Consider the following 25,478-nt stretch of genomic DNA (forward strand, 5'->3'; position numbering starts at 1 on the left):
ATGAAATACGGGTTAGGATTTTTTCTGATAGTTGCAATAATCGCAGGCTGTTCCAACAATAAAAAACAGGCTAGCAGCAATGCCGATACGGTTTCTATCCATAAACTATGGAAATATGATACCGTAAGATCAGTCGCGAAGAATCCCGGACTAATAGGCAAAAACCTGCTCGATTTAACCAATAAAGACACACTGCGCTTTAGTTATCAATCCGTAAAAGATAAGCCAACAACTTACGCTTACCACATCTTGCACGATACCGTTTTTGTAAATAATAATGCCGCTTACAAAATCATTAAATTAACTGCTAATGAATTAGGCTTGTACATCCTGTTTAAAAGTGATAGCAGTAAAGCCACTAAGGATTCAGTAATAATGATCTATAAAACCAGGTGATTCGGCTATTTTTTTAACAAAGGTCTTATCAGGAAAAAATAGATCAGGGCAATACCTGTAAGCGCAACTAAACCATTTAATACAGGCCAAAGGGCGGATGAATTCATGTTGCAAATGTATTAAAACGACAATGAATAGTTAGAACAAATCCGTCTGCTTACCACCTTTAGGTGTAAACAAAGTATAATCAAACGGCGGCATCTCTCTTCCTGAAAGAAAGCGGACACAAGCCATCCGATATAGTTGATGTATTGATTCCGCCACAGGCCCCTCGCCGCTTATCCTGCGGCCAAACTCACTATCGTTAAGCTTGCCATCGTGGCAGGACTTAATCATGTTCAGCACCTTCTCCGCACGGTCAGGAAAAGCTTTGTATATCCAGTCGTTGAATATCTCAGCAATGCTGCCATTCAGCCTTACAATAGTAAAGCCTGCAGCTAAAGCACCTCTGTCTGCAGCGGCTTTAATAATGTTCGGTACTTCCTCGCTGTTCAATCCGGGGATGATTGGTGCTGCCATCACTCTAACCGGCACACCAATTTCAGTTAACTTTTGAATTACTGCCAGCCTCCCTGTCGCGGTTACCGTACGAGGCTCTAATTTTTGCCGTAAAGATTCATTTAGCGAAGTGATAGACATATTTACATGCACAAGGTTCATCGCGGCTAATTCGGTTAAAATATCCAAATCACGCAGTATCACATTGTTTTTGGTGATGACGCTCACCGGGTTTCGGTACTTCAAAAACACTTGTAGCAGCGAGCGGGTTATCTTCAGCTTACGCTCTATCGGCTGATAACAATCTGTATTGCCTGACAGCAATATGCAAACCGGCTTATAGTTCTTCTTATTAAAGTACTGTTCCAGCAATTCGGCGGCATTGCGTTTTACAATTATCTTCCGCTCAAAGTCGAGCCCAGCGCTAAAGCCATAATACTCGTGCGTGTTGCGGGCATAACAATAAATGCAACCATGCTCGCAACCCTGGTAGGGGTTAATGGAGAACATGTGACTTAGGTCAGGACTTTTTGATTCGCTTACTATCTTTTTAGGGTTCTCCTCAAAAAGCTGGGTCGCAATGTTTTCAAGCAGCGGTTCATCCAGTCCTTCAATATGCTCACGCACATATTTGTTTTTGATGAACTTGTTATGCGTGTTAACCTGGGCACCTCTCCCCTTAAAAAACTCCTCATTATCCTCGTGCGACATAAAACAAAATTGCTAATATTTTTAGTAAATTACAATATGAGTATGATAAATATTTATCAAGATTTTTGAGGGGAGATCATAGTTGTTCGGAAGATTATCTAATCTGAATTATACTTCAATACGTTATGTATAAAGGGTGTCATGCTGAGGCCCCTTAGCTGTTCGAAGTTTCCAACTTCGGACGACTATGACTGTAGTCTCAGACTACAGTCATAATTTCTTCGTAGACTTTAGTCTATGAAGAGCGTTAATTTGCGCAGAGGCCCGCCCATATACATGCTTCGACTACGCTTAGCATGACCCTTTCTTGATCTTCCAAACACCTGCAGGAGAGACGAATCAAAACACAAAACTATGTTTAACGTTATCACCTATATGCGCAAATTCCTGCAACGTTTATTAACTAAACGGGTTGTTAGCCTGGCTAATACCTTGTCTTCAAGGCCCGACAGGAAACGCGTGGATGCTGCGCTGAGTGAGCTATACAAAAATATTACAGACCATCCTGGAGATAAAGGCCAGATCATAAACTTCGACCCTCAAAAAGATAAATTCATCATTCTGTCCGATCAGCATAAAGGCGCGCGTGATGGTATGGACATTTTTGCCAAAGCGGCTAAAAACTATTTGGCTGCGCTGGATCATTATCATAAAAATGAATTCTTCTACATCAATTTAGGTGATAGCGAAGAACTTTGGGAAAATCTGTTCATCACCGTAAAGCGACATAACAAGGCCACGTTCGAAAAGGAGAAACTTTTTCTGCATCGTAAGACATTTATTAAAATATTTGGCAATCATGACTTGTACTGGGCCAATGATCCGCTGGCGCCGGTTAGTTTGTTGCAGATATATGGCGAACGCGTGAAAATTTATGAAGGTGCTATCCTTCAAACTAAAATAAAAGATAAAACACTTTCCATCTACATGACTCATGGTCACCAGGGCGATCTGCAAAGCGACGGTAATTGGTTCAGCAAATGGTTTGTTTCTGATGTTTGGGCGCCTTTCCAGTCGTACCTGCGGATTAACCCCAATACACCCGCTAATAACGATGATTTAAAAACTGCCCATAACCGTATGATGTATCAATGGAGCTCGAAACGAAAAAATACACTATTGATTACCGGGCATACCCATCAACCTGTTTTTAAATCGTTTACCCATATCGAAAAACTATACAACGAACTGGGATTAGCTGAAAAAGCAAATGATAAAAATGCGATAACTGATTTGCAGAAGCAAATTGGCAAACGGAAAAGTAAAGGGGATAAATTACCCGATTTTACCGGATACCTGGATACCTATTTTAATAGCGGATGTTGTTGTTTTGATGACGGGGATATTACCGGGATAGAAATTGCAGATGGCTGCATCAGGCTGATAAAATGGCGTTACATACATGGAAAGGAAAGTGAAAGAGTTATTTTAGAAGAAAGTAAGCTTGAAGACCTGAAAATTATGTAGCCACGTATAGCTATATCCCTTATTATTTGTAAAATTACCTAACTTTATAATTCACGTTTGCACCCCTTATGCTCAATCATATACTGGCGGCTTTAAATGATTATGCCTTTGCCCTTAATCAGGATGAAGGTAATTACTCGTATATAAGTAGCAATATAGCCGATCTTTCAGGCTATGAGCCTATTAAGTTTGAGAATAACGCATCCTTGTGGTTTAGTCTTATCGATCCGCGGGATATTAAAAAGGTTGAAGACTTATATGACAAGCCATTAGATAACGATAAATCAACCAGTATAACCTATCGCATTACTACTGCCGAAGGAAAAACCAAGTGGATAAACGAGAAGCGATGTTTATATACAGAGGAACATGGAGGAAATGTTTTACTGAGCATTATTAAAGATCTGGAGCGTGAAGATGAGGATCGATACAATAAGGAAGAAGCTATAAGCGGTTACGGAATATTATTTGATAATAACCCGAACCCTATGTGGATATATGAAGTGTCCTCGCTTAGGTTTTTAAAAGTAAATGGTGCTGCTATCAGAACCTACGGTTATAGTGAAGCAGAGTTTTTAACCATGACTATTCAGGATATTCGCCCTAAAGCGGATCAAAAGGCGCTGAATGATTTTTTGCAGGACAGGGGCGTTGCCGAAGCTAAATTTGTAGGGTATAGCAATTCGGGCATCTGGCGGCATTTAACCAAAAGCGGCGAACTGATACATGCTGAAATGTATGGCGATACCATTCAATACAAACATTATGATTGCCGCTTAACAGTTGCCACAAATGTTACCGAAAGGCTTTATTACCAGGAAGAAGCAAAAATACGTGAGCAGTTCCTTAACTCACTTATAGATTCGCAAACAAATTTTTTAGTGCGGATAAATATGGCCGGAGAATATACGTTTGTTAATAAGCGTTTTATGAAGATTCTTGGGTACAATAAAGTCGATATTATCGGTAAACATTTTAGTACTACCGCTCTGCCCGAAGAAGTTTATTTATGTGAAGAAGCTTTTTATACCTGCATTAATAACCCGGGTAAAATAATTCATCTCATCCATAAAAAACCGGATGTTAATGGCAATTTGCATGATGTGGAATGGGAGTTTATTGCGGTTACCAATGAAAGTAAGGAAGTTACCGGTATACAGGGGGTGGGGCAGGATATAACCGATAAAATAAACAACCAAAAAGAAATAAGCTGGACGAAAAAGAGCCTGGAGGCTATTATCAATAATACGGAAGATCTGATCTGGTCTGTAGATCGTAACTTTGGCTATTTATATTTGAACCAGTCATATAAAAATACAATTAGCGCGCAAACAGGAGCAGAGCCGCAACCTGGAGATAGCGCAATGCATACTGTTTTTGGTGATGAAGTTTTAACAAAATGGAAGGAACATTATGCCAGGGGTTTCAATGGAGAGTCTTTTGTTGTTGAAGAAGAGCTCTTGGATCCGAATACAGGCAAATCGGTTTTTCACGAAACAAGTTTTAACCCAATATTTGATGCTGAAGGTAAAATAACAGGTATGGGGTGTTTTGCACGAAATATTACCGAGCGGATTAATACCAGTAAATCAATAATTGATCAAAATGAGCGCCTGCGGAATATTGCATCGTTAAGCTCACATGAATTACGCCGCCCAGTGGCAACCATGCTCGGCCTCCTTAATATTATTGACATGGAAAACTTTAGCAGTCCCGAGAATATCGAAATAATTAATCACCTGCTGGTTGTTGGTAACGAGATAGACGATGTTATACGCCTTATAGTTAACAAAACCTTTATAAGTGAATAAAACGCTTATAGCGATAGTATCTCCACAATTTTCAGGAAATTATTACTGATCTCGTGATCATGTTTAATGGCATGCTCAAACGGCGTGTATGAAATTTCGTTGTGAATAACGCCAATCATTTCATTACGGTGCCCGTCTCTTAATGCTTCAACAGCGGCTACACCCACACGGCTCGCTAATACACGGTCCATACAAGTTGGTTTGCCACCACGTTGTATATGCCCCAGTATGGAAACCCTGGTATCATAATGCGGGAAACGTTCGGTAACTATTCTTCCTATTTCAAAAGCGCCACCGGCATCATCACCTTCAGCCGCTATAACAATCCTTGATGTTTTGTCTTTACGGCCATTCTCCAGCCTGTCAAGCAAGCCTGCCATGCCGTTTTTATTTTCAGGGATCAATATCGCCTCTGCACCTGCCGCAATACCCGTCCTCAAAGCAATCAAGCCTGAATCACGGCCCATCACCTCAACAATAAACAATCTATCGTGCGATTCTGCTGTATCCCTGATCTTATCCACCGCATTAACTACCGTATTTATAGCAGTATCGTAGCCAATGGTAAAGTCAGTGCCCATTAAATCATTGTCAATGGTTCCCGGCAGGCCAACAATAGGTATATCATACTCATGCCCGAAGATTTTAGCACCTGTAAATGTACCATCGCCGCCAATGGCAACAAGGGCATCAATATTATTCTTTTTTAAATTATCATAAGCGAGTTTGCGGCCTTCAGGAGTTCTGAACGCATCGCAACGTGCAGTTTTTAAAATAGTACCGCCACGCTGAACAATGTTGGAAACAGATTTACGGTTCATCTTGAACATATCGTTCCTAACCATTCCTTCGTAGCCACGTAATATGCCCGTAACTTCAATATCATAGTATAATGCTGAACGTACAACTGCCCTAATGGCAGCATTCATGCCCGGCGCATCGCCGCCTGATGTGTATAATCCTATATTTTTAATCTGCGTCATTTTAAAAAGGGCGCTGTTGAGCGTTAAATAATCAATCTGCGGTTTTATAAGCTATGGTTAAACCACAATCTATAAATCGGGCGAATTTACATTAAATTTTTGTGAGCGCGTTTTGTTTTTTAAACTTAACGTGAGTTTGGGGTGCTTTATTTTTTGTAAGCCGCAATACCCGATTCTAAAAATTTATTATAATCAGCTATATCATAATCTGCAGGGGATGGATTGATAGTAGCGCCGTTCTTGTCAGTAAGCAAATTGCCATCACTATCCAGCATCACATAAAATGGCTGGGAATTTGAATTGAAGCGGCTTGCTTCCAAATCGCTCCATTTGCCACCCAGATTGGTGATAGTTTTACCGCTGTAGGTAGATACAAATTGTTCGCTGGCTGGTAATGCCGCTTTATCATCTACCACTAATTGCAGCAGTACAAAATCATTTTTCAGGTGATTGAAAACTTGCGGATTGCTCCAAACATTAGCTTCCATCTTACGGCAGTTAACACAATTAAAACCTGTAAAGTCTATCAAAATCGGTTTGTGTATTTTTTTTGATTCCTGCAAAGCCTGGTCATAATCATACCATGCATCTAGTCCGCGTGTTTTTATACGGTCATAGTTACCGGCGTATTTCCTGTTTTTTACAGATGCGGTATCCGCAGGTCCGCCAGAGTTACCGCCCGGTGATTGTGAAAGATCAAAATCCTGCGTAGCTATCGGAGGTAAAAACGCGCTGATGGATTTTAATGGCGCACCCCATAAACCCGGTATCATATAAACAACAAACGCGAATACGATGATAGATAAAAATGCTCTTGGTACTGATAAATAAGACGTATCACTATCATGCGAAAATTTGATCTTGCCGATCAGATACAAACCCATCATCAAGCCAATCGCTATCCACAATGATAAAAATATCTCGCGGTCAAACCAGTTCCAATGGTAGGCTAAGTCAACGTTTGAAAGGAATTTAAGGGCAAAAGCCAATTCCAAAAAGCCCAGTATTACCTTAACGCTATTTAACCAACCGCCCGATTTTGGCAGGCTTTTCATGGCTGATGGGAACAGTGCAAATATTGTGAACGGCAATGCCAATGCTACCGAAAAACCAAGCATACCAATTGCTGGCCCAAGGCGATCACCTTTTGATGCGGCATCAACCAGTAACGTTCCAATAATTGGACCTGTACAGGAGAATGATACCACAACCAAAGTTGCAGCCATAAAAAATATACCGGCAGATCCACCTTTATCGGCATTAGCATCCAGCTTATTGCCTAACGAGCTTGGTAAAGTGATCTCGAATGCCCCCAAAAATGATATGCCAAAAACAACCAGTAATAAGAAAAAGAACAGGTTAAAAATGCCGTTAGTAGCCAGCGCGTTCAATGCGTCTGATCCAAATACGATCGATATGATCATACCCAGCGCCACATAGATTACAATAATTGACAAGCCATATATACAGGATTGCAAAATACCCTTAGCCCTCGATCCTGCTTTTTTAGTGAAAAAGCTAACAGTTAACGGTAAAAGGGGATAGATGCAAGGCATTAAAACCGCGGTGAATCCACCCAAAAGTCCGGCTAAAAAAATGGCCCAAAGTGTTTTTGGTTTTTCTGTATTAGCAGTTTTATTTATGGTGGGTGGTTTAGCTTTTGCTAATTTGGCTTGTGCCTGTTTTCTGGCAGCCATGCTATCGGCAGCGGTGGGTATGCTGGTAAACTGTACATCGCTTGATGATGCGGTATCAGCGGTTTTGGCGTAAACGTTAGCTTGTGTGGTTAAAAAAAACGCAACCGCAAGGCAAGCCATTAATATAAACCTGATCGCAAATCTGTTCTTGGAAAATTTCATCTTTTCAGCCGGATATAATTATTTAGCGTTGATTGGGATAGAGAAATCAACATCATCCGGTGGAAGGCACTTGCGATCGTTGCAAGTCATGTATTCTAAACTGCCTTTAACAACGGTTGCTCCCGGTGTTTTCAATTTTATTTTTTGTTGGAAGGTTACTGTCTTTTCAAAATAGCTTACATCAATACCAAAAGCTTTTTCAAATTTGGTAGCGGGTGTTGGTTCTGATGCTTTGCCAAGCAGTGCATAATCCTTAGATGCAGGGAAGGTGAACGAGGTTTTAACCGGGCCACCATCTTTTTGATTAATAGAATAGATGTGCCACTCAGGTTCAATTGTAGCCCTGATAAAAACTACCGCTTCGGTAGCACTGATCCTTTTCGCGGCGTAAGCCCATTTTACAGGCGCTTCAATTTGCGCGAATGCGCTTGTGCCCATCACCAATACAAATGCCAACAATAATAACTTCTTCATTGTAGATCTAAATTATTTATTTAAAAATTCTATTTCTTTAAAATTGAACGTTAATTCTGTTTCAAAACTGTTTTTAACAACCAAAAGGCCGTTATTTAACACATCTTTAACAACCCCTTCAAAATCACCTGTCGCGCTTCTGAAACGTTTATTCTCTCCCAACCAATATAGTCGGGATAAGTATTCTTTCCTTACAACATCAACCTGCCCGGCTTTTAATTTAAGATACCATGCTTCAATATGGCTGCAAATGTCTGATAATATCTGCCTTAAATCGTAATCCCGTTGTAAGATTTGCTTAATTGATGCCGCATTTGGTATACTTTCAGGAAAACTATCCTGGTTTATGTTTAAACCAATGCCAATTATGGAGTGTTTTATCTGGCTGCCTTGTATGGCATTTTCAATCAGCATGCCGCCAAGTTTCATATCATTGTAATAAATATCATTTGGCCATTTTATTTTTAAGCCCTTGCCAAGCAGTGGATAAAGTGCATCATACACACCTAAGCTTATGGTACGGGTAAGGTTAAACTGGTCGGATATAGCTAAAAAAGAGGGCTTTAGCAGAATGCTGAATGTTAAGTTCTTCCCTGCATCGCTATGCCAACGGTTTTGTTGCTGCCCTCGGCCTGCGTATTGGCTTTCTGCCATAATGACCGTTCCCTCAGGCAATGGCTTGGAATTTGACAAGGTATTCTTAAGGAAATTGTTGGTGGAGTCAACTTCTTTGAGGATGATTAAATTTTGTCCAACAAATAATCCTGAAATAATGTTATTTTGCAAAGTATATTAATATAATATTTGTAAATCAAAGTCGTTCAAAACTAACTCTTTTTGATGGTAAAAAGTAAAACGTTAAAGGAATCCGCTTATCTTTCTGAACTTGCCATACATGGCATGCAGGAAAAGAAGGGAAATGAGATTGTAAGGTTAGACCTCCGTAATATTTTCAGTTCAGTATCTGATTACTTTGTGATCTGCCATGCTGACTCGACTACGCAAGTTAGAGCAATAGCAAACAGTGTTGAGGAAGAGATTTTTAAAGCTACGCAACAGGAGCCCTGGCGCAAGGAAGGGTTGGAGTATAGTGAATGGATCTTGCTGGATTATATAGATGTTGTTGTACACATTTTTAGGACCGACAAGCGCGAATTTTATGGTGTAGAGGAATTGTGGGGAGATGCCGAAATTAAATTTTATAAAAGCGCCTGATAGAATAGCGTTTAAGGCCCCTTTTAAATGTTAAATTGTAAATAGTAAGTTTGCTGTTGTAAAGAAATGAAAGATACTAAAGATAATAAGTTGGAAAAACCCAAACCAATACGGAAAATATCGAATAAAAAGTCTGTGAAGCCACCTAAATTCAATTTTATGTGGATTTACGGAATTATTTTAGCTGCAATGTTTGCCTTTGTATACATGATGAATGATATACCCGGTAAAACAGTTACTTTTCAGCAATTTTCAACCATGCTTAAGGCTGGTGATGTAGATAAGGTTGTAGCATCAAAAACAGGTGATTTTGTTACCGCTGATATTTACCTTACAAAAGCAGCGTTAAAAAAATCGCAGTATGCTGATGTAGCTAAAGATCAGGGCACTTTAAACATGTCTGGTGCCAGTCCGCAATATGAATTCACATACCCTACATTAGAAAGCTTAAACCAAGCCATCTTAGCTGCTGAAACAGGCATGCCTGATACACAGAAGATCGGTGTAGAATACAAACCAAACGACAGCCTTTTCTCAAATCCGCTGGTGCAAATTGTACTGATGGTTATTTTGGTAGTTGGCTTATGGCTGTTTGTAATGCGCCGCATGTCAGGTGGTTCAGGCGGTGGCCCGGGCGGTCAGATATTCAATATTGGTAAGTCAAAAGCTACCTTGTTTGATAAAGAGGCCCAGGTATCTGTAACATTTAATGATGTTGCTGGCCTTGAAGAAGCAAAGCAGGAAGTAATGGAAATTGTAGATTTCCTTAAAAACCCTAAAAAATACACTAACCTGGGTGGTAAGATACCTAAAGGGGCTCTATTGGTAGGCTCGCCGGGTACAGGTAAAACATTGTTGGCTAAAGCCGTTGCAGGCGAAGCGCAGGTGCCATTCTTCTCCCTTTCAGGTTCTGATTTTGTGGAGATGTTTGTGGGTGTAGGTGCATCACGTGTTCGTGATTTGTTCCGTCAGGCTAAGGATAAAGCGCCATGTATCATTTTTATTGATGAGATTGACGCGATAGGCCGCGCCCGTGGTAAAAACAATATTGTAGGTGGTAATGATGAACGCGAAAACACATTGAACCAATTATTGGTGGAGATGGATGGTTTCGGTACCGATTCAGGTATCATCATCTTAGCGGCTACTAACCGTCCTGACGTACTAGATTCAGCATTATTGCGCCCGGGACGTTTCGACAGACAAGTATCTATCGATAAACCGGATTTAATTGGCCGTGAGCAGATATTTAAAGTACACTTAAAACCGGTTAAACTGGCAGAAGGTGTTGATGCTAAAAAATTATCGGCACAAACCCCGGGATTTGCTGGTGCTGAAATTGCCAATGTTTGTAACGAAGCAGCTTTGATAGCCGCCCGTAAGAACAAAGAGGCAGTTGACATGCAGGATTTTCAGGATGCGATTGACCGTGTGATTGGTGGTTTAGAAAAGAAAAACAAGATCATCTCTCCGGAAGAAAAACGCATTGTAGCTTATCACGAAGCTGGCCACGCTATTGCAGGCTGGTTCCTGGAGCATGCTGATCCATTGGTTAAGGTATCTATTGTTCCGCGTGGTGTTGCAGCTTTGGGTTATGCCCAATATCTACCCAAAGAACAATTCTTATATACCATTGAGCAGTTGGAAGACGGTATGTGTATGACGTTAGGCGGCCGTGTTGCTGAAGATATTGTCTTCGGTAAAATATCAACCGGTGCTCAAAATGATTTGGAGCGTATAACCAAACTGGCTTACGCCATGGTTACAATATACGGTATGAATGAGAAGGTTGGTAACGTATCGTTTAATGATCAACAAGGCGAATACCAGTTTAATAAGCCATATTCTGAAAAAACATCTGAATTAATTGACTCCGAAGTTCGTAACCAGATCAATGCGGTATATCAGCGGACTAAACAACTGCTAACTGAGAAACGTGTAGGTTTAGAAGCTTTAGCTAACAAATTGATTGAAAAAGAAATCCTTTTCCAATCAGATCTGGAAGAAATATTAGGCAAGCGTCCGTTTGATAATCGTACTACTTACGACGAATTTGTGAACGGTACACCTGCTGAATCAAACCAGGATCCTGCGGCACAAGGATTAGTGCATGAAGGTGTTGGTGATCATTCAGGAACATTCGAAAGAAAACCAGAAGAGAACGACGCAAGTTCTGATAAAGAATAATTTAAGTCCAAAGTCTTGAGTCGAAAGTCCGAAGTCATTAGGTGATTTTGGACTTTCGGCTTTTAAACTTTCTACCATGAGAGATATAACTACATCTAAGGAGAAACTACTAAAAAAGATACGTAAGGCCTTGCTTGAGAAGCGGGATAACCCTTATCCTAATTTAGAGGACCTGCCGATGTATGCACCTAATGAGGAGATGCTGGAAGTGCTGTTTGCTGAGCAGTTTACCGCCATAGCGGGCCAGTTTGTTTTTTGTGAGGACGAGATCCAGTTTATAGAAAACCTATTGACCCTTGCCGAGGAACGCAAATGGCACAAAATTTACTGCTGGGAACCACCATTGCAGGAAATACTAACACAATACGAGTATCCTTACTTTGAAACCGATAAAGACTTTGAGCAAGCCCAGGTAGGCTTTACCCTTTGCGAAGCATTAATTGCACGTAATGGCAGTATTTTGCTATCAAACGCTAATATGGCAGGCCGCAGGTTAAGTATTTATCCCCCGGTACATATTGTTTTGGCCTACACCTCGCAGCTGGTTACCGATTTAAAGGACGGCTTTAAACTCATCAAAACTAAATACGGTCATCAGCTACCCTCAATGATTACCAATGTAACGGGTCCAAGCCGTACATCAGACATTGAAAAAACACTGGTTTTAGGTGCCCATGGCCCTAAGGAGCTGTTTGTGTTTTTGTTGGATGGATAATAGAAAATGAAAAAGCCGGATTACCCGGCTTCCAATGTTATTTTAGTTACTTGTTCCTTGTGTTGAAGATACAGGTACTGGTGTAGCCTCAGGTGCGTCAGGAGAATGAGGCCTGTAAATTGCACATGTGGCAAAATCCACAACCAGTCCCGGCCAAAATAGAACCAGGTCGCAGATAAAAGCACCTACGCGCAACGGACGAGTTCGCTGCCCTGCAAGCGGTTTGGTGCGCTGGTAGGCATTTACATGGCCACCAAAAACGGTAGCACAACTTGATAATGTGCAAATGATTAATAATAAAGCAATAAGAGGTTTGAATTTCTTCATTGTTAAAGGTTAAAAGTTTAATTATAATTAGGGTTTATCTACCGTATAGATAATATTTTATAAGCTTTTCACATAATTTTTTTATTATATATTTTTTACCTACCTTTGCAGCCCCGCTGAAAGTTAACTCCGGGGATAATGTTGAACACATAAAAAATTTAAAGAATGGCAACTAAAATCAGATTGCAAAGACACGGTAAAAAAGGAAAACCTTTTTACTACATCGTAGTGGCAGACGCACGTGCTCCAAGAGACGGACGTTTTATTGAGCGTTTAGGTTCATACAACCCTAACACTAACCCAGCAACTATCGACATCAATTTCGACAAAACTCTTGATTGGGTTAATAACGGTGCACAACCAACTGACACCTGTCGCGCAATACTTTCATACAAAGGCGTATTGTACAAAAAACACTTAGAAGGTGGTTTAAAGAAAGGTGCTTTAACTGAAGAACAAGTTGCTACTAAGTTCCAGGAATGGTTAGATCACAAAGAAGGTAAGATTACCGGTAAAAAAACAAGTTTAGTTTCAGCAAAAGACGAAGCCCGCAAAGCAGCGTTAGCAGCAGAAGCTATTAAGAAAGAAGAAAAAGCAGCAGCAATTGCAGCTAAAAATGCTCCTGTAGTTGAAGAAACTCCAGAAGAAGAAGCTCCGGTAGCAGAAGCAACTGAAGAAACTTCAGCAGAAGCAGAAAGCGCTGAATAATTTTTTTAATTTTTTATACAAAAGGCGAAGATCTGTTTAAGGTTCTTCGCCTTTTGCTTTTACCCCCTCCCGGCCTCCCCCTGATATCAGGGGGAGGTGTCGACTAAAAGGAGACGGAGGGGATAAAAACGCGAGCATTTAAATTTGCATTTTTATGAAAATCGAAGATTGTTTCAGGGTAGGTACCATATTAAAAAGCAGAGGCCTGAAAGGCGAACTGCAATTGTATATCGACTTTGAAAACCTGCACGATATAAATATCGAAGCCATTTTTATTGATATGGCAGGTAAGCTGGTTCCCTATTTTGTTGAATCGATAAAATATCCACAAAAAGGCATCGCCTATATTTATGTAGAGGATATTGATACCATTGAAAAAGCCACGCCGTTGGTAAAAAAAGATGTCTATCTGCCCAACAAACTAAAACCTAAAAAGAAAAAGAGTGAGTTCACTTTAAAAGATCTGTTAGGCTTTACAGCGATTGATGAAAACGAAGGCGAATTAGGCGTTATTACAGAGATAAACGAATTCCCGCAGCAATTAATCGCTACGGTGAATTATAAGGATTGTGATGTACTTTTTCCGCTAAATGAAAGCATCATCAAGGCTATCGATGTGGTGAAGAATGAAGTATTCATTGATTTGCCGGATGGTTTGCTGGATATTTATTTAGAGTAACCCCTCGCCCCCTAAAGGGGGAATAATTGCAAAATTTTTTAATTGCTCCCCCTTTAGGGGGTTGGGGGGTTTACCTATCTTTGCCCCATGCGTTTCGATATCATTACTGTATTGCCCGGTTTATTAGAAAGTCCTTTTGCTCACTCCATTTTACAGCGTGCGCAAAAAAAAGGCATTGCCGAAATTCATGTGCATAACCTGCGGGATTACTCCACCAGCAAGCAAAAAAGTGTAGACGACTATCCTTACGGCGGCGGCAGCGGCATGGTAATGACTATTGAGCCCTTTGCGGCCTGCATTGAAAAGCTAAAATCGGAACGTGAGTATGACGAGGTCATCTTCATGTCGCCGGATGGGGAAACGCTTAACCAGGCAATGGCTAACCAACTATCCATCAAACAGAATTTTATCATTCTTTGCGGCCACTACAAAGGTATCGATCAGCGCATACGGGATCTGTTTGTAACTAAGGAAATTTCTGTTGGCGATTATGTATTATCAGGGGGCGAGTTGCCCGCGGCTATTGTGGTAGATGCGGTGGTACGATTGATCCCGGGAGTATTATCGGATGAAACATCAGCATTATCTGATTCTTTCCAGGATGGCCTGCTTGATGCCCCGGTTTACACCCGCCCAGCAGATTGGAAGGGGCATACAGTGCCCGCGATACTATTAAGCGGCAACACACCCGAAATAGAAAAATGGCGCTTTGAGCAGGCTATAGAGCGTACTAAACAACGCAGGCCTGATTTGTTAGAGGGAGATTAATTCGCTGGCAATATTTTGTTATATTAGCCTGATTAAATCCTGAACTGATGCGCCCGATCTTAAAAAACACGCTAATTTTTTTTTCATTTTTATTCATACTGTCATCCTGCAAAAAAAGCGAAATAACAGGCAAGGTATCGCCTGTTGCCAATGTATATATTTCCGGTTTAGACAATAAGGATGCTGTTTATTGGAAGAACGGTACGGAAGTACACTTAACTAATAATGGACAGGGCGCATCTACCAGCTCAATTTTTGTAACACCTAATAATGACGTATATGTAGCCGGTTCGGAAGCAACGTCGGGTAATTCTTTAGCTACTTACTGGAAAAACGGGCAAGCTAATTTTTTGACGGATAGTGGCGCGTATGTAGTAGCTAACTTCATATCGGTTTCCGGTAGCGACGTATATATTGCAGGCTTAATTGAAAAAGGAAATGATGACCCGCATGCTGTTTACTGGAAGAACGGACAGCAAAATGGTTATGTAAATGCTGGCAGTGTGGCCATTACCGGGTTTGTTTCAGGAACCGATGTTTACCTTGCTGGTTATACGATGAATAGCAATTATAACGGCAGTAACGCTATTTCGGATGCTATGTATGAAAAGAATAACTCGGTTGTAGATATCAGTACCGGCAATGTTGGTGGTGTTATACTATCGCTATATGTTGCAGGTGCTAATGTTTACGCGGCAGGCTACGGTTATGATAGCCAGGGAATATTTAACTACGCCACCCTATGGGTAAATGGCACAGTTACTATGCTAAGTAAGCAAGTTGGCAGTTTTGCACAGGGTGTTTTTGTTTATCAAAACGATGTGTATGTATCCGGGTTTGAATCATTGACCGCCGGAGGTAATGGTGTAGCAACAGTTTGGAAAAACGGAGTAGCCACCCATTTATCAACACAAACATCAGCGGCCAATTCGATATTTGTATATAATGGAGATGTTTATGTGGCTGGTACTTTAACTGATGCCAATGGGGCAGAAAGCGCCGTTTACTGGAAAAACGGAACAATTACAAACCTTGGGCCTGCCGGCAGTAACGCCAGTTGTATATTTGTTAAATAACGGAGGTGGTTATTTTCCAATCGCATGGAATAAATATTATTTTAAAATCCATTTTTAATTCTAAAATAAAATCCCTATAATTGCAATCCGATTTTTACGGGTTAAAAATCGCTTTAAGAGCTTAAAATCATGGATTTAGTAAAATTTGTAGAAGAGCAATCAGTAGTAGCAACACAATTTCCTTCATTTAAGGCAGGTGATACTGTGAGCGTTCATTATAAAATCAGAGAAGGAAACAAAGAACGTATCCAACTTTATCAAGGTGTTGTTATACAACGTAACAGTACTGGTAATAACGAAACATTCACTGTTCGTAAAGTTTCAAACGGAATAGGCGTTGAGCGTATTTTCCCTGTAAACTCTCCTAACATTGATAAAGTAGAAGTTAACAGCCACGGTAAAGTGCGTCGTGCTAAACTTTACTACCTGCGTGCCCTTACAGGTAAAGCCGCTCGTATTAAATCAAAAAGAGTTTAATTATATCTGTTGTTCCCTGTTATGGGGAATGCCTATAAAATATAAAAGCCTTTACAGATTTTCTGTAAAGGCTTTTTCGTGCGTTTGATTTTTTATTGTCGGGCCGGAAAGTGGGGCAGCGATTTAAAAATCGTCATTGCGGAGCATGGCAATCCCCGATTTGGAGGTCGGCTTTGTTAGATTCTTTACCGTTGTGGAGTGACTGTCATCCTGAGCGTAGTCGAAGGACGCGCGCAAAGGCCTGCCCACATACTTCGACTACGCTCAGTATGACAGCCTTTACGCACAATAATACTCACCAAGCGGTTTTATTATTTTTAAACAGGCGCAAAAAAAATCCCATCCTTTAATAAGATGGGATTTTCTATATAAAATGTATTTCGCTATTAAGAAATATCTTTTTTCGCTTTCCTGGCAGGGGCTTTCTTATCAGTCTCAACTACCACAACCGGTTTAACGGGTACATCTGTGGCGATAAAAGCTTGATCCACCTCAACCGCGGTTTCAACTTTAATTTTCTTGGTGGGCACTTCCTTGGCCAGTTCAGCCAAAACGGTTCTGCCGCCCTTTACAACATCGCCAATGGCAACTTTAACTTCGGTGCCCAGCGGTAGATAAACATCAACCCTCGATCCAAATTTAATAAAGCCAAACTGGTCTCCTTGCTCTACTTTATCACCTTCTTTCACATACCAAACAATCCTGCGGGCCAAAGCACCAGCAATCTGGCGGAACAAGATTTGCGTGCCCACGCTGTTTTCGGTTACCACAGTTGTGCGCTCGTTTTCGGTAGAGGATTTTGGATGCCATGCCACCAAGTATTTGCCCGGGTGATATTTGAAGTACTTAACCACACCACTTATAGGGTTGCGGTTAATGTGCACATTAATCGGCGACATAAATACCGATACCTGTATGCGTTTATCTTTTAAGTATTCAGTTTCGGTAGTTTCCTCAATTACTACAACCTTACCATCAGCAGGGCAAAGTACATGTGTTTCATTTTGGGCGATGCTGATTGATGGACTGCGGAAAAACTGCAGTATGATAACAAAAAGCAGGAACGATAAAACGTATACAAACCATTTTAACGAATGTGCTTCGGGATAATAAAACTGTATTACCGCATTCAATACAAATATGAACAGGATGCAGATGGCTAGGGAAGTGTATCCTTCTTTATGGATGGTCATTAGTCAGTTTTTTTGTTTTAAAGATAAGTTATGAGAGCAATAATTATGCAAAATTACTATTTTGAAATTAAGTATAGGTAACTATATACAATTGGGGCCGCTAAAAATAGCCCATCGAATCGGTCAAGTAAACCACCATGGCCGGGCAGTATACCACCGCTATCCTTTACGTTAATGCTGCGTTTAAACATGGATTCCACTAAATCGCCCATAGTACCTACGGTGCCAATTAAAATTGCCATGATTACCCATTGCTGCCATTGCAGTTCAATAAAAAACCTGCTGATGATAAAAGCTACACCGGCGCTAATGGCTACGCCGCCAATAAAGCCTTCCCATGTTTTTTTAGGTGAATGACGCTCGAATAGTTTGTGCTTGCCGATGGCCATACCGCTAAGGTAAGCGCCGGTATCGTTAGCCCAAAGCATCAGCAAAAAGGCTAACGGGAAATGGAAATTAAAACCAAGCTGGATGTAAGCCAATGCATGGAAAAAAGTGAACGGGACAACAGTTAATATCAAACCTAAAAAAGTATAAGCCAAGTTGGTGAACGGAGCAGGCGTTTTTTTGAAAAGTTCCTGTGCAAACACGGCTGTTATCGCGATCACTATTAAAAAGATTAATTTTTGGTATAGCAGGTTATAACTGTCGGAGCTAAAAAGCGCGAATACCGTATAAATAACAAGGCCACTAAGCATCCCGGTTGCTTGGTTTGGGCTGATGCCTGTTTGTTTAATAAGCGAGTAAAACTCATTTAAGCAAAACAGGCTTAGTAGTAAAAAAAAGCCACCGAACACCCAATGCCCTAACAGCACTGATGCCAGCATAACAATAATAAAAAAGAAGCCTGTTATAGCACGTGTTTTCATAATTCGATTTGATTGAGGATAAGCAGCTCAATAGCATGGTCAAAATCCTCCTGGTGAACGTAAACCTCCACATTGCCGAAGCTGCGGTACGATGAATCCTGCTTGTTAAGCAAAACGGCTGTTATATTATGCTGTAAAAGCATCTGTTTCACAATCTCCGACTGATAAAAATTTGTTGACTTGTAAATTTTGACCCAGTTTTTTTCCATCTATAGCAGCACCTGCTTTTTGCCTAATGCAATGTTGCGGTATACCCAAAACAAAAATAATATAATTATAAGGCTAATGATATAGCCCGCGTAATTAAATACATGCTGGTCGTCAGGGTTGATGTTTATTTTTTTGTGTTGCGATAGATAAGTTATCACCACATCGGTGCCATTATTTACAAAATGACCTACAACTGCAGGCCAAATGCTACCGCTATATACCACAAAGTAACCGAATAATACGCCCAGCATCATCCTTGGTAAAAATCCAAAAAATTCAAAATGGAAAGCGCTAAATAAAAACGCAGTAATCCATACGGCCGCATGTTGGTTTTTTGTCCATTTTACGAAGATCGTCTGCAAGCATCCCCTGAACATAAATTCCTCGGCAATGGCGGTCAAAAAAGCTACAACTGCCAATACAAAAAACATATCGCCAAGGGTATTCATTTTCAGCATAGCGTCCTGTGCTTTTTGTGCTGAGGCTTCGGTACTGCGCATCCAGTCTTCAACTGCCTTTAAAAAATGAGGGAACACCATGGATTGGTTGATATTGCTTAACAGCTCTATCAACGGCATAGAAAAGAACATAATGATAAATGCGATGCCCAGTAAAACGAGCGGAAACTTTGGGGTATCCCTTAAATATTCATGCGGTTCGCGAACAATTACCCATGCAAAAAATATAGGTGTAATAAACAAGGGAATGGTTGTGCTTACTATTTGCAATATCCACAAGCCATTTAATGCATGAGCGTTACTAATGTTGTAAGCCATTACATCGGTCATCGTATTAGCGCCGTATTTCGCGGTGATTATAGCACTTGCCACGAAGAAGCCAACCATAACCAAGCCTATCAGCAAAGAAAAAAGTATGAGCATTTGAAAGAACGGGTGTATGCCTACATTCTGCTTAATGTCATGTTTATCAGGCGTATTTATCATCCGGTGTAAATTTTGTATTTTTGCAACGAATATAAGGCATGAGTGTACAAATAGGAAATATTGATTTAGGCGAATTCCCGCTGTTGTTAGCGCCGATGGAGGATGTGAGCGATCCGCCGTTCCGTTATGTGTGCAAGCAACATGGGGCCGATATGATGTATACCGAATTTATCAGCAGCGAAGGCTTAATTCGCGATGCCGCCAAAAGCCGTCAGAAACTAGATATTTTTGAATACGAGCGCCCTATAGGAATCCAGATTTTTGGTAGCGATATTGACCACATGCGTGAGGCTACTGAAATTGCCTCATTAGCTGGTCCGGATCTGATGGATATTAACTACGGCTGTCCGGTTAAACAGGTGGCCTGCCGTGGCGCTGGTGCCAGTTTATTACAGGACATTGATAAGATGGTAGCCATGACAAAAGCCGTTGTTGAGGCCACGCATTTGCCTGTTACTGTTAAAACCCGCTTAGGCTGGGATGATAATACCAAAAACGTTTACGAAGTTGCCGAGCGCTTACAGGATGTAGGTATAAAAGCCTTAACGATACACGGCCGTACCCGTGCACAAATGTATAAAGGCGTTGCCGATTGGGCATTGATACGTGACATTAAAAAAAATCCGCGGATTAAAATCCCCATTTTTGGGAATGGCGACATCGACTCGCCCGAAAAGGCTGCCGACTGGCGCATGGAGTTTGGTGTGGATGGTATGATGATAGGCAGGGCAGCAATTGGTTACCCCTGGATTTTTCGCGAGATAAAACACTACTTTAAAACCGGCGAACATTTAGATAAACCTACTATCGCCGAAAGAATTGATGCCTGCAAAACCCATTTAGGTAAATCTATTGAATGGAAAGGCCCTAAAACAGGTGTTTTTGAAATGCGCAGGCATTACTCCAATTACTTTAAAGGGATAGAGAATTTTAAAGAATACCGCATGAATTTGGTTAAAGCGGGCACACAAGAAGAATTATATGATATTTTATCGCAAATAAATGAAAATTATGCGTTTACAATGGCGTAAAATTTGCTATATGTATTTATATTTGATTTATAACAACAGTCCTCAATGGTTACAACGATTACCGATGGTGTAAAAGTTTCAGTAGAAACGATCTATCAACCCGAATACTCCAATCCGGGTAATGATCATTTTATGTTTGCATACCGGGTAAAAATTGAAAACATGGGAGATTATGCTGTACAGCTTTTAGCGCGACACTGGTATATTTTTGATTCTAACGGTGCCAAACGTGAAGTAGAAGGCGAGGGTGTAGTTGGTCAGCAGCCGATGATAGAGCCCGGCCAGTCGCATGAATATGTGTCAGGTTGTAACCTGAAAACTGACATGGGCAGCATGAAAGGCGAATACCAAATGATGCGCCTGATGGATAATTCCATCTTCAACGTAAAAATCCCCGAATTTTATTTGATCACTCCGTACAGGATGAATTAGGGAATCGCACGAGGCCGTTGCTTTATCTGACCACAATTGTTTAAATTTTCAAAGAACTGATTTTCACTCTTTCACAAGAGTATTACCGGTACATTCAAATTTCGGAAATTGAATTGGAATAAGTGCTGACACTGTTTTGTCAGCAGGAACCGTAATAATAAAAAAGCCCCACCTGATTTTCGAGGGCACTGAAAAAGTCCTTTAAAGTTAAAGAGGTGGTTTTTCAAAGAAAATAGAGGCGCTGAGAATCGTCTGTACGAAGGTGCTCTCCACCACCTATCCGAATATATCAAAGAAAAAGGGGCTGTTTTCAATATTGAAAACAGCCCCTTTTAATAAATAGCCACTTTTTCAGTGCCCTCTGATTTTCAGGCGGGGCTTTTGCTTTATAGATCAACTCTTACCTCTCGTGTTCTTGCTTTTGAGGGTGAGGTTTTGGCGCTGCTTTGTGCTGTGGCTGCCTTTGCTGCTGATGTTGTTGTTTAGGCTGCTGGGCATTATGCTGTTGTGGCTGTGCTGCATTATGTTGTTGCGGCTGTGCCTGGGCATCGTTGTGCGCATTGTCATTAGCTTGCTGCGTATGCTGCTGTTGGTTTGGCTGGCCGTTTGTGTTTGGCCTGTTTGCGTTTGCATTATTAGCACGTGGCGCTCTTTGTCCCTGTGGATTAAAATGGGCACCACCAACTTTATTCATAGCTACATTGGTAGGTTTGCCATGGTTAGCTGAGGCAAACGAGGTTTTATCCATATGTGCATTTTGCTGGTGCGACATTTGCTGGCTGGTTGGTGCTACGTGTTGATCATGCATTGCCGCCAATTCTTGCGGGCGTGGCTGTGCAGTTACACCACCCGGCCCATTAAAGCTGGTATGGTTATTTACGGTAACGTTATTATTGATAACACTACGATCAACGTAGGTGTTATGGATTACAGTAGTGTTAACATTAACAACTGCTGTATTGTAACGGAATGAACCGCCAGACCATGCACCACCGCCAAAGCCAACACCACCATAACCGCCACCATAATTAATACCACCGTAAAAACCTACGTGCGGGCCCCAATAACCTGTGTGGAAGCCATAAACGCCACCATCATATCCCCAATAAGCGGGTGTCCATAATAGGCCGGGATTTGGTGGGGCAACCCATACACCCGGTACCCAATAGTAGTCTTCGGCGTCGTTATCATAGGCCCAATAGCCGGGAACCCATAAATACCCATCTGTTGGGCAGGCAGGTTGTACGTATACCGGCAACGCGGGTGGCGCAATATGCGCCGAAATAGAAATTCCAATACTGATTTGTGCATGAGCTCCGGGCGCCATAAAAAAGGCGGCCATCATAAGTAAGCATGCTTTTGCGAAGTTTTTCATTGTGATTATTTTGTTTTTATGTAACTACAATGTGACAGGATTTAAGTTCGAAGGTTTAGATTAGAATTGCATTAGAAAATCAAGTAGTTTTTGAAATCCTATTATTTACATTTGAGTTTGGAACCACAATTTTCATACTGGGAGCGCAGCTCATTTATTGATAATGCTGATGTGATCATCATCGGTAGCGGTTTAGTTGGCTTAAGCGCGGCGCTGTACTTAAAGAAAAATGAACCCTCGTTAAAGGTATTGGTGTTAGAACGCGGCTTTCTGCCATCGGGGGCAAGCACTAAAAATGCTGGCTTTGCTTGTTTTGGTACGGTATCAGAACAATTGGAATTACTACAACATTCATCCGAAGAAGATGTTGCCCGCCTTGTAAATTACAAATGGCGAGGTTTGCAGCGTTTAAGACAAAACTTGGGCGATAGCAATATCGATTACCAGCAGCATGGCGGATATGAGCTATTTATGGCTGATGAAAAACCTCATGCCGATAGGCAAATCGAAAAAATATCTTACCTGAACAATTTGCTAAAGCAAGCCATTGGCACAGATAATATTTACTCGGTTGCTAATAACAAAATTGCTGATTTTGGTTTTGATAAAGTCAGCAGGATGATCTATAACCCTTTTGAAGGACAGATAGACACCGGCAAAATGATGCGGGCTTTGCTGAATAGAGTTTATGACGCCGGTATTTTGGTTCTGAATTCTTGCGCTGTAACCAGTATCGAGCAACACGATACCGGGATTCAACTAATAACCTCTCAGGGCAACTTTAAAGCGACTAAAGTAATTTTAGCAACGAATGCCTTTGCCAATCAATTATTTCCGGAGCTGAAAGTAATCCCCGGCCGTGGGCAAGTATTGGTAACCAAACCAATTGATGGGTTAAAACTTAAAGGCACTTATCATTTTAACCAGGGCTATTATTATTTCAGGAACATCAATAACCGCATCCTCTTCGGCGGTGGGCGCAACATTGATTTTGATGCCGAGGCCACCTGGGAGTTTGGTCATACCGAAAAAGTAAAGCAGCAATTAACCACTTACCTAAATGAAGTAATTTTACCCGATCAAAATGCTGAAATTGATTACTGGTGGAGCGGCATCATGGGCTTTGGCGAGGATATTAGCCCCATAGTTAGACAAGTAGAACCGAATGTGTTTTGCGCGGTAAGGTGTAATGGCATGGGCGTAGCAATGGGGAGTTTGGTAGGCGAGGAGGTTGCGAAATTAACGTTAAACGGTTGATTGATAATTTAAATATTTCATATATTAGATTTATAAACCGTTGATTATAAATCTTTATCATGAACAATAATACTTACTTAGCTGTTGGGAAGCTGTTTTTTGCCGTGGCTATTCTGACTATCGGAATCATCCATTTAGTTACCGGGCATTTTCCTTCAGGGCTGTTATTTGTTGATCCGAAATTCCCTGCAGCAAGTATCCTTGCTTATATAAACGGAGTGTTACTTGTCATTATCGGTTTATTGATCTTCTCTAAAAAGTATCAATATACGGGCGCGTATATAGCTTCGGTTATATGGTTCATATTATTGTTGATAGTACATCTGCCTAAGCTCATCACTACCTACAACTCACCCAGTGAGTGGACACCAACATTTGAAGTTGCAGGTATATTTGCAGGTTCATTAATACTAATAGGCAATAGCAGCGTTAAAACAAACAGTAGCAGGTTAATACTTATTGGCAGTTATATTTTCGCGGTATCCATATTCGTATTTGCGGTACTGCATCTAAAATATCTCGATTTTATAGTGACACTTATACCGGCATGGCTACCATTCAGATTGTTTTGGGCTTATGTAGTTATGGTCGCTTTCTTTGCGGCTTCCATCAGCCTGTTCTTCAGGGTGCTGGTGAGGCTATCAACATCGTTATTGGCACTTATGTTTTTTATATGGTTCTGCATACTGCATATCCCACGGGTAATTGCCAGCCCGCATACCGAAACGGAGTGGACAAGCATGTTTGTTGTATTAATATTTTCAGGAATAGCGTTGTTAATTGCAGGCTCGCAACCCAATAACGTAAAGGTTTAATCCAGGCTGTTCACTGTTAAATATTGCCATCTAACTAAATCATTTTTGCTTTCAATATGCTTAATACCGCCATCATAAACCAGGCAATACTTGTTGGCAACATCCATCACATTATTATAGTCGTGGTCGGTTAGTATAATGCCTTTGGTTACCGAATGCTGGACGATCATGGTTTTAAGTTGTTCTATCATTACCGGCGCCACACCATTAAAAGGTTCATCAAGCAAAACAAATTTTGATGGCATATTGAGTAATAACTTAATTTCAAGATACCGCGATTCACCACCAGATAGGGAATTTATTTTATTGTCCCGAAGCTTGCCAAGGAGTTCATCATCCAAAAAAGCATCAACCCCTACGCCATCTAAATACATATTTACCGTAGCTGTAACAGTTAAATGCCCTAATAAAAAGCTGTGTTGTGGCAGGTAACAAACCAGGCCGGGAGTTTTAAAAGGTTTATTATAAATTTTTCCATCAATCCTGATGAATTTATGATCTCCTTTCATAGCGCCGAACAATATTTTTAACAGCGTTGATTTTCCGCTGCCATTGCGGCCCAGCATGCCTAAAATATCGCCGGTTTCGCATTTCAGGTAGATGTCTGATAGTATTTTTCGCCCATCAAACGATTGCATTACGCTGTCAATCTCAAGAATGCTTTGCATAGCTGCCAATTATGATGAGCAACATCCCAATAACCAAATTGGTAAGGATGCAGGTTAAAATCAAGGTTTGTTTAGTTATGCCCTTGTTGTAGTAAAAATAGTATTCGTGCTGCTTTGAGATTTCTTTATATAGCAGGGTAATTACCGTACCGGCGGATAAAAAGCCAAAACCAAATGCCACAAAAAATAGCGGAAAATTAAGCGCACCTAACATTACCCCGCAGGCTATGCTAAAAAGTAACGTGCTTTTATAAAATACTAAAACTAGTTTAAGCTGACTTTTACCGGGAATTGTCATTAGACTGGGTTGAATCTGTATAACTGATAACTTTA

27 protein-coding genes and 1 pseudogene are annotated in these 25,478 nt (G+C 40.9%); 15 read left to right on the forward strand and 13 right to left on the reverse strand.

Annotated elements, in window-relative coordinates; genetic code table 11:
* Positions 1-396, forward strand: coding sequence for a hypothetical protein (locus tag GSQ74_RS05655; RefSeq protein ID WP_158990941.1), 396 nt, complete (start codon positions 1-3; stop codon positions 394-396).
* Between the two features lie 138 nt (positions 397-534).
* Here the strand turns inward: GSQ74_RS05655 and GSQ74_RS05660 are convergent, their stop codons facing one another.
* Positions 535-1,605: a PA0069 family radical SAM protein gene (locus GSQ74_RS05660; protein ID WP_158990943.1), complete on the reverse strand. Its 1,071-nt coding sequence runs from the start codon at positions 1,603-1,605 to the stop codon at positions 535-537.
* A gap of 354 nt (positions 1,606-1,959) precedes the next feature.
* Between GSQ74_RS05660 and GSQ74_RS05665 the strand changes: the two genes are divergently transcribed.
* Both GSQ74_RS05665 and GSQ74_RS05670 read left to right on the forward strand, forming a co-directional pair.
* Positions 1,960-3,072, forward strand: a complete 1,113-nt coding sequence (locus GSQ74_RS05665; protein WP_254060815.1) for a metallophosphoesterase — start codon at positions 1,960-1,962, stop codon at positions 3,070-3,072.
* Positions 3,073-3,140: 68 nt separating this feature from the next.
* Positions 3,141-4,883, forward strand: coding sequence for a PAS domain S-box protein (locus GSQ74_RS05670; protein ID WP_158990945.1), 1,743 nt, complete (start codon positions 3,141-3,143; stop codon positions 4,881-4,883).
* A gap of 5 nt (positions 4,884-4,888) precedes the next feature.
* Here the strand turns inward: GSQ74_RS05670 and pfkA are convergent, their stop codons facing one another.
* The 4 genes from pfkA to GSQ74_RS05690 form a co-directional block, all read right to left on the reverse strand.
* Positions 4,889-5,866 (reverse strand): 6-phosphofructokinase, encoded by a 978-nt coding sequence (gene pfkA / locus GSQ74_RS05675; protein ID WP_158990947.1) that lies wholly within the window; start codon positions 5,864-5,866, stop codon positions 4,889-4,891.
* A gap of 146 nt (positions 5,867-6,012) precedes the next feature.
* Positions 6,013-7,725, reverse strand: a complete 1,713-nt coding sequence (locus tag GSQ74_RS05680) for a protein-disulfide reductase DsbD (protein ID WP_254060816.1) — start codon at positions 7,723-7,725, stop codon at positions 6,013-6,015.
* Positions 7,726-7,743: 18 nt separating this feature from the next.
* Positions 7,744-8,199: a protein-disulfide reductase DsbD domain-containing protein gene (locus GSQ74_RS05685; RefSeq protein WP_158990949.1), complete on the reverse strand. Its 456-nt coding sequence runs from the start codon at positions 8,197-8,199 to the stop codon at positions 7,744-7,746.
* Between the two features lie 12 nt (positions 8,200-8,211).
* Complete coding sequence (locus tag GSQ74_RS05690; protein ID WP_158990951.1) at positions 8,212-8,985, reverse strand: biotin--[acetyl-CoA-carboxylase] ligase; 774 nt, start codon at positions 8,983-8,985, stop codon at positions 8,212-8,214.
* 54 nt (positions 8,986-9,039) lie between these two features.
* Here GSQ74_RS05690 and rsfS point away from each other — a divergent pair, with 54 nt between their 5' ends.
* The 3 genes from rsfS (at position 9,040) to GSQ74_RS05705 (ending at position 12,316) form a co-directional block, all read left to right on the forward strand.
* Positions 9,040-9,414, forward strand: a complete 375-nt coding sequence (rsfS, locus tag GSQ74_RS05695) for a ribosome silencing factor (protein WP_158990953.1) — start codon at positions 9,040-9,042, stop codon at positions 9,412-9,414.
* A 66-nt stretch (positions 9,415-9,480) separates the two neighbouring features.
* Positions 9,481-11,601 (forward strand): ATP-dependent zinc metalloprotease FtsH, encoded by a 2,121-nt coding sequence (gene ftsH / locus GSQ74_RS05700; protein ID WP_158990955.1) that lies wholly within the window; start codon positions 9,481-9,483, stop codon positions 11,599-11,601.
* A gap of 76 nt (positions 11,602-11,677) precedes the next feature.
* Positions 11,678-12,316 carry a lactate utilization protein gene (locus GSQ74_RS05705; protein WP_158990957.1) on the forward strand — a complete coding sequence of 213 codons (639 nt, stop codon included), beginning with the start codon at positions 11,678-11,680 and terminating at the stop codon, positions 12,314-12,316.
* 42 nt (positions 12,317-12,358) lie between these two features.
* Here the strand turns inward: GSQ74_RS05705 and GSQ74_RS05710 are convergent, their stop codons facing one another.
* Complete coding sequence (locus tag GSQ74_RS05710) at positions 12,359-12,643, reverse strand: hypothetical protein (RefSeq protein WP_158990959.1); 285 nt, start codon at positions 12,641-12,643, stop codon at positions 12,359-12,361.
* Positions 12,644-12,808: 165 nt separating this feature from the next.
* Here GSQ74_RS05710 and GSQ74_RS05715 point away from each other — a divergent pair, with 165 nt between their 5' ends.
* The 5 genes from GSQ74_RS05715 (at position 12,809) to rplS (ending at position 16,351) form a co-directional block, all read left to right on the forward strand.
* Complete coding sequence (locus GSQ74_RS05715) at positions 12,809-13,351, forward strand: 30S ribosomal protein S16 (protein ID WP_158990961.1); 543 nt, start codon at positions 12,809-12,811, stop codon at positions 13,349-13,351.
* Between the two features lie 154 nt (positions 13,352-13,505).
* On the forward strand, positions 13,506-14,030 hold the full coding sequence (gene rimM, locus GSQ74_RS05720) for a ribosome maturation factor RimM (protein ID WP_158990964.1): 525 nt from the start codon (positions 13,506-13,508) through the stop codon (positions 14,028-14,030).
* Between the two features lie 87 nt (positions 14,031-14,117).
* Positions 14,118-14,798 (forward strand): tRNA (guanosine(37)-N1)-methyltransferase TrmD, encoded by a 681-nt coding sequence (gene trmD / locus GSQ74_RS05725; protein WP_158990966.1) that lies wholly within the window; start codon positions 14,118-14,120, stop codon positions 14,796-14,798.
* A gap of 47 nt (positions 14,799-14,845) precedes the next feature.
* On the forward strand, positions 14,846-15,874 hold the full coding sequence (locus GSQ74_RS05730; RefSeq protein WP_158990968.1) for a hypothetical protein: 1,029 nt from the start codon (positions 14,846-14,848) through the stop codon (positions 15,872-15,874).
* Between the two features lie 129 nt (positions 15,875-16,003).
* A complete protein-coding gene (gene rplS / locus GSQ74_RS05735; protein ID WP_158990970.1) occupies positions 16,004-16,351 on the forward strand; it encodes a 50S ribosomal protein L19 in 348 nt (115 codons plus the stop codon).
* A 539-nt stretch (positions 16,352-16,890) separates the two neighbouring features.
* Here the strand turns inward: rplS and GSQ74_RS05740 are convergent.
* From GSQ74_RS05740 to GSQ74_RS05755, 4 genes and pseudogenes are all read right to left on the reverse strand, one after another.
* Positions 16,891-17,544 (reverse strand): annotated as a pseudogene (locus GSQ74_RS05740) (phosphatidylserine decarboxylase family protein); the annotation flags it as partial.
* Between the two features lie 56 nt (positions 17,545-17,600).
* A complete protein-coding gene (locus GSQ74_RS05745) occupies positions 17,601-18,413 on the reverse strand; it encodes a phosphatidate cytidylyltransferase (RefSeq protein ID WP_158990974.1) in 813 nt (270 codons plus the stop codon).
* Entirely contained in the window at positions 18,410-18,622 is a 213-nt protein-coding gene (locus GSQ74_RS05750) for a putative signal transducing protein (RefSeq protein ID WP_158990976.1), read from the reverse strand. Before GSQ74_RS05750 ends, GSQ74_RS05745 begins: the two co-directional genes overlap by 4 nt.
* Positions 18,623-19,567: a CPBP family intramembrane glutamic endopeptidase gene (locus GSQ74_RS05755; protein WP_158990978.1), complete on the reverse strand. Its 945-nt coding sequence runs from the start codon at positions 19,565-19,567 to the stop codon at positions 18,623-18,625.
* 38 nt (positions 19,568-19,605) lie between these two features.
* Here GSQ74_RS05755 and dusB point away from each other — a divergent pair, with 38 nt between their 5' ends.
* Both dusB and apaG read left to right on the forward strand, forming a co-directional pair.
* Positions 19,606-20,598 (forward strand): tRNA dihydrouridine synthase DusB, encoded by a 993-nt coding sequence (gene dusB, locus GSQ74_RS05760; protein WP_158990980.1) that lies wholly within the window; start codon positions 19,606-19,608, stop codon positions 20,596-20,598.
* A gap of 45 nt (positions 20,599-20,643) precedes the next feature.
* Positions 20,644-21,030, forward strand: coding sequence for a Co2+/Mg2+ efflux protein ApaG (gene apaG, locus GSQ74_RS05765; protein ID WP_158990982.1), 387 nt, complete (start codon positions 20,644-20,646; stop codon positions 21,028-21,030).
* Between the two features lie 400 nt (positions 21,031-21,430).
* On the opposite strand, the gene GSQ74_RS05770 is transcribed toward apaG, so the two are convergent.
* A complete protein-coding gene (locus tag GSQ74_RS05770; RefSeq protein ID WP_216846677.1) occupies positions 21,431-22,405 on the reverse strand; it encodes a YXWGXW repeat-containing protein in 975 nt (324 codons plus the stop codon).
* A gap of 117 nt (positions 22,406-22,522) precedes the next feature.
* Between GSQ74_RS05770 and GSQ74_RS05775 the strand changes: the two genes are divergently transcribed.
* Positions 22,523-23,662 (forward strand): FAD-binding oxidoreductase, encoded by a 1,140-nt coding sequence (locus tag GSQ74_RS05775; protein ID WP_158990984.1) that lies wholly within the window; start codon positions 22,523-22,525, stop codon positions 23,660-23,662.
* Positions 23,663-23,721: 59 nt separating this feature from the next.
* Positions 23,722-24,477 (forward strand): hypothetical protein, encoded by a 756-nt coding sequence (locus GSQ74_RS05780; protein WP_158990986.1) that lies wholly within the window; start codon positions 23,722-23,724, stop codon positions 24,475-24,477.
* Here GSQ74_RS05780 and GSQ74_RS05785 read toward each other — a convergent pair.
* Both GSQ74_RS05785 and GSQ74_RS05790 read right to left on the reverse strand, forming a co-directional pair.
* Positions 24,474-25,145, reverse strand: a complete 672-nt coding sequence (locus GSQ74_RS05785) for an ATP-binding cassette domain-containing protein (protein WP_158990988.1) — start codon at positions 25,143-25,145, stop codon at positions 24,474-24,476. The two genes, GSQ74_RS05780 and GSQ74_RS05785, sit on opposite strands and share 4 nt — an antisense overlap.
* A complete protein-coding gene (locus tag GSQ74_RS05790) occupies positions 25,129-25,443 on the reverse strand; it encodes a hypothetical protein (protein WP_158990990.1) in 315 nt (104 codons plus the stop codon). The genes GSQ74_RS05785 and GSQ74_RS05790 overlap by 17 nt, the downstream gene beginning before the upstream one ends.
* Positions 25,444-25,478: the final 35 nt, after the last annotated feature.

The sequence above is a fragment of the Mucilaginibacter sp. L196 genome (assembly GCF_009765905.1).
Taxonomy (GTDB): domain Bacteria; phylum Bacteroidota; class Bacteroidia; order Sphingobacteriales; family Sphingobacteriaceae; genus Mucilaginibacter.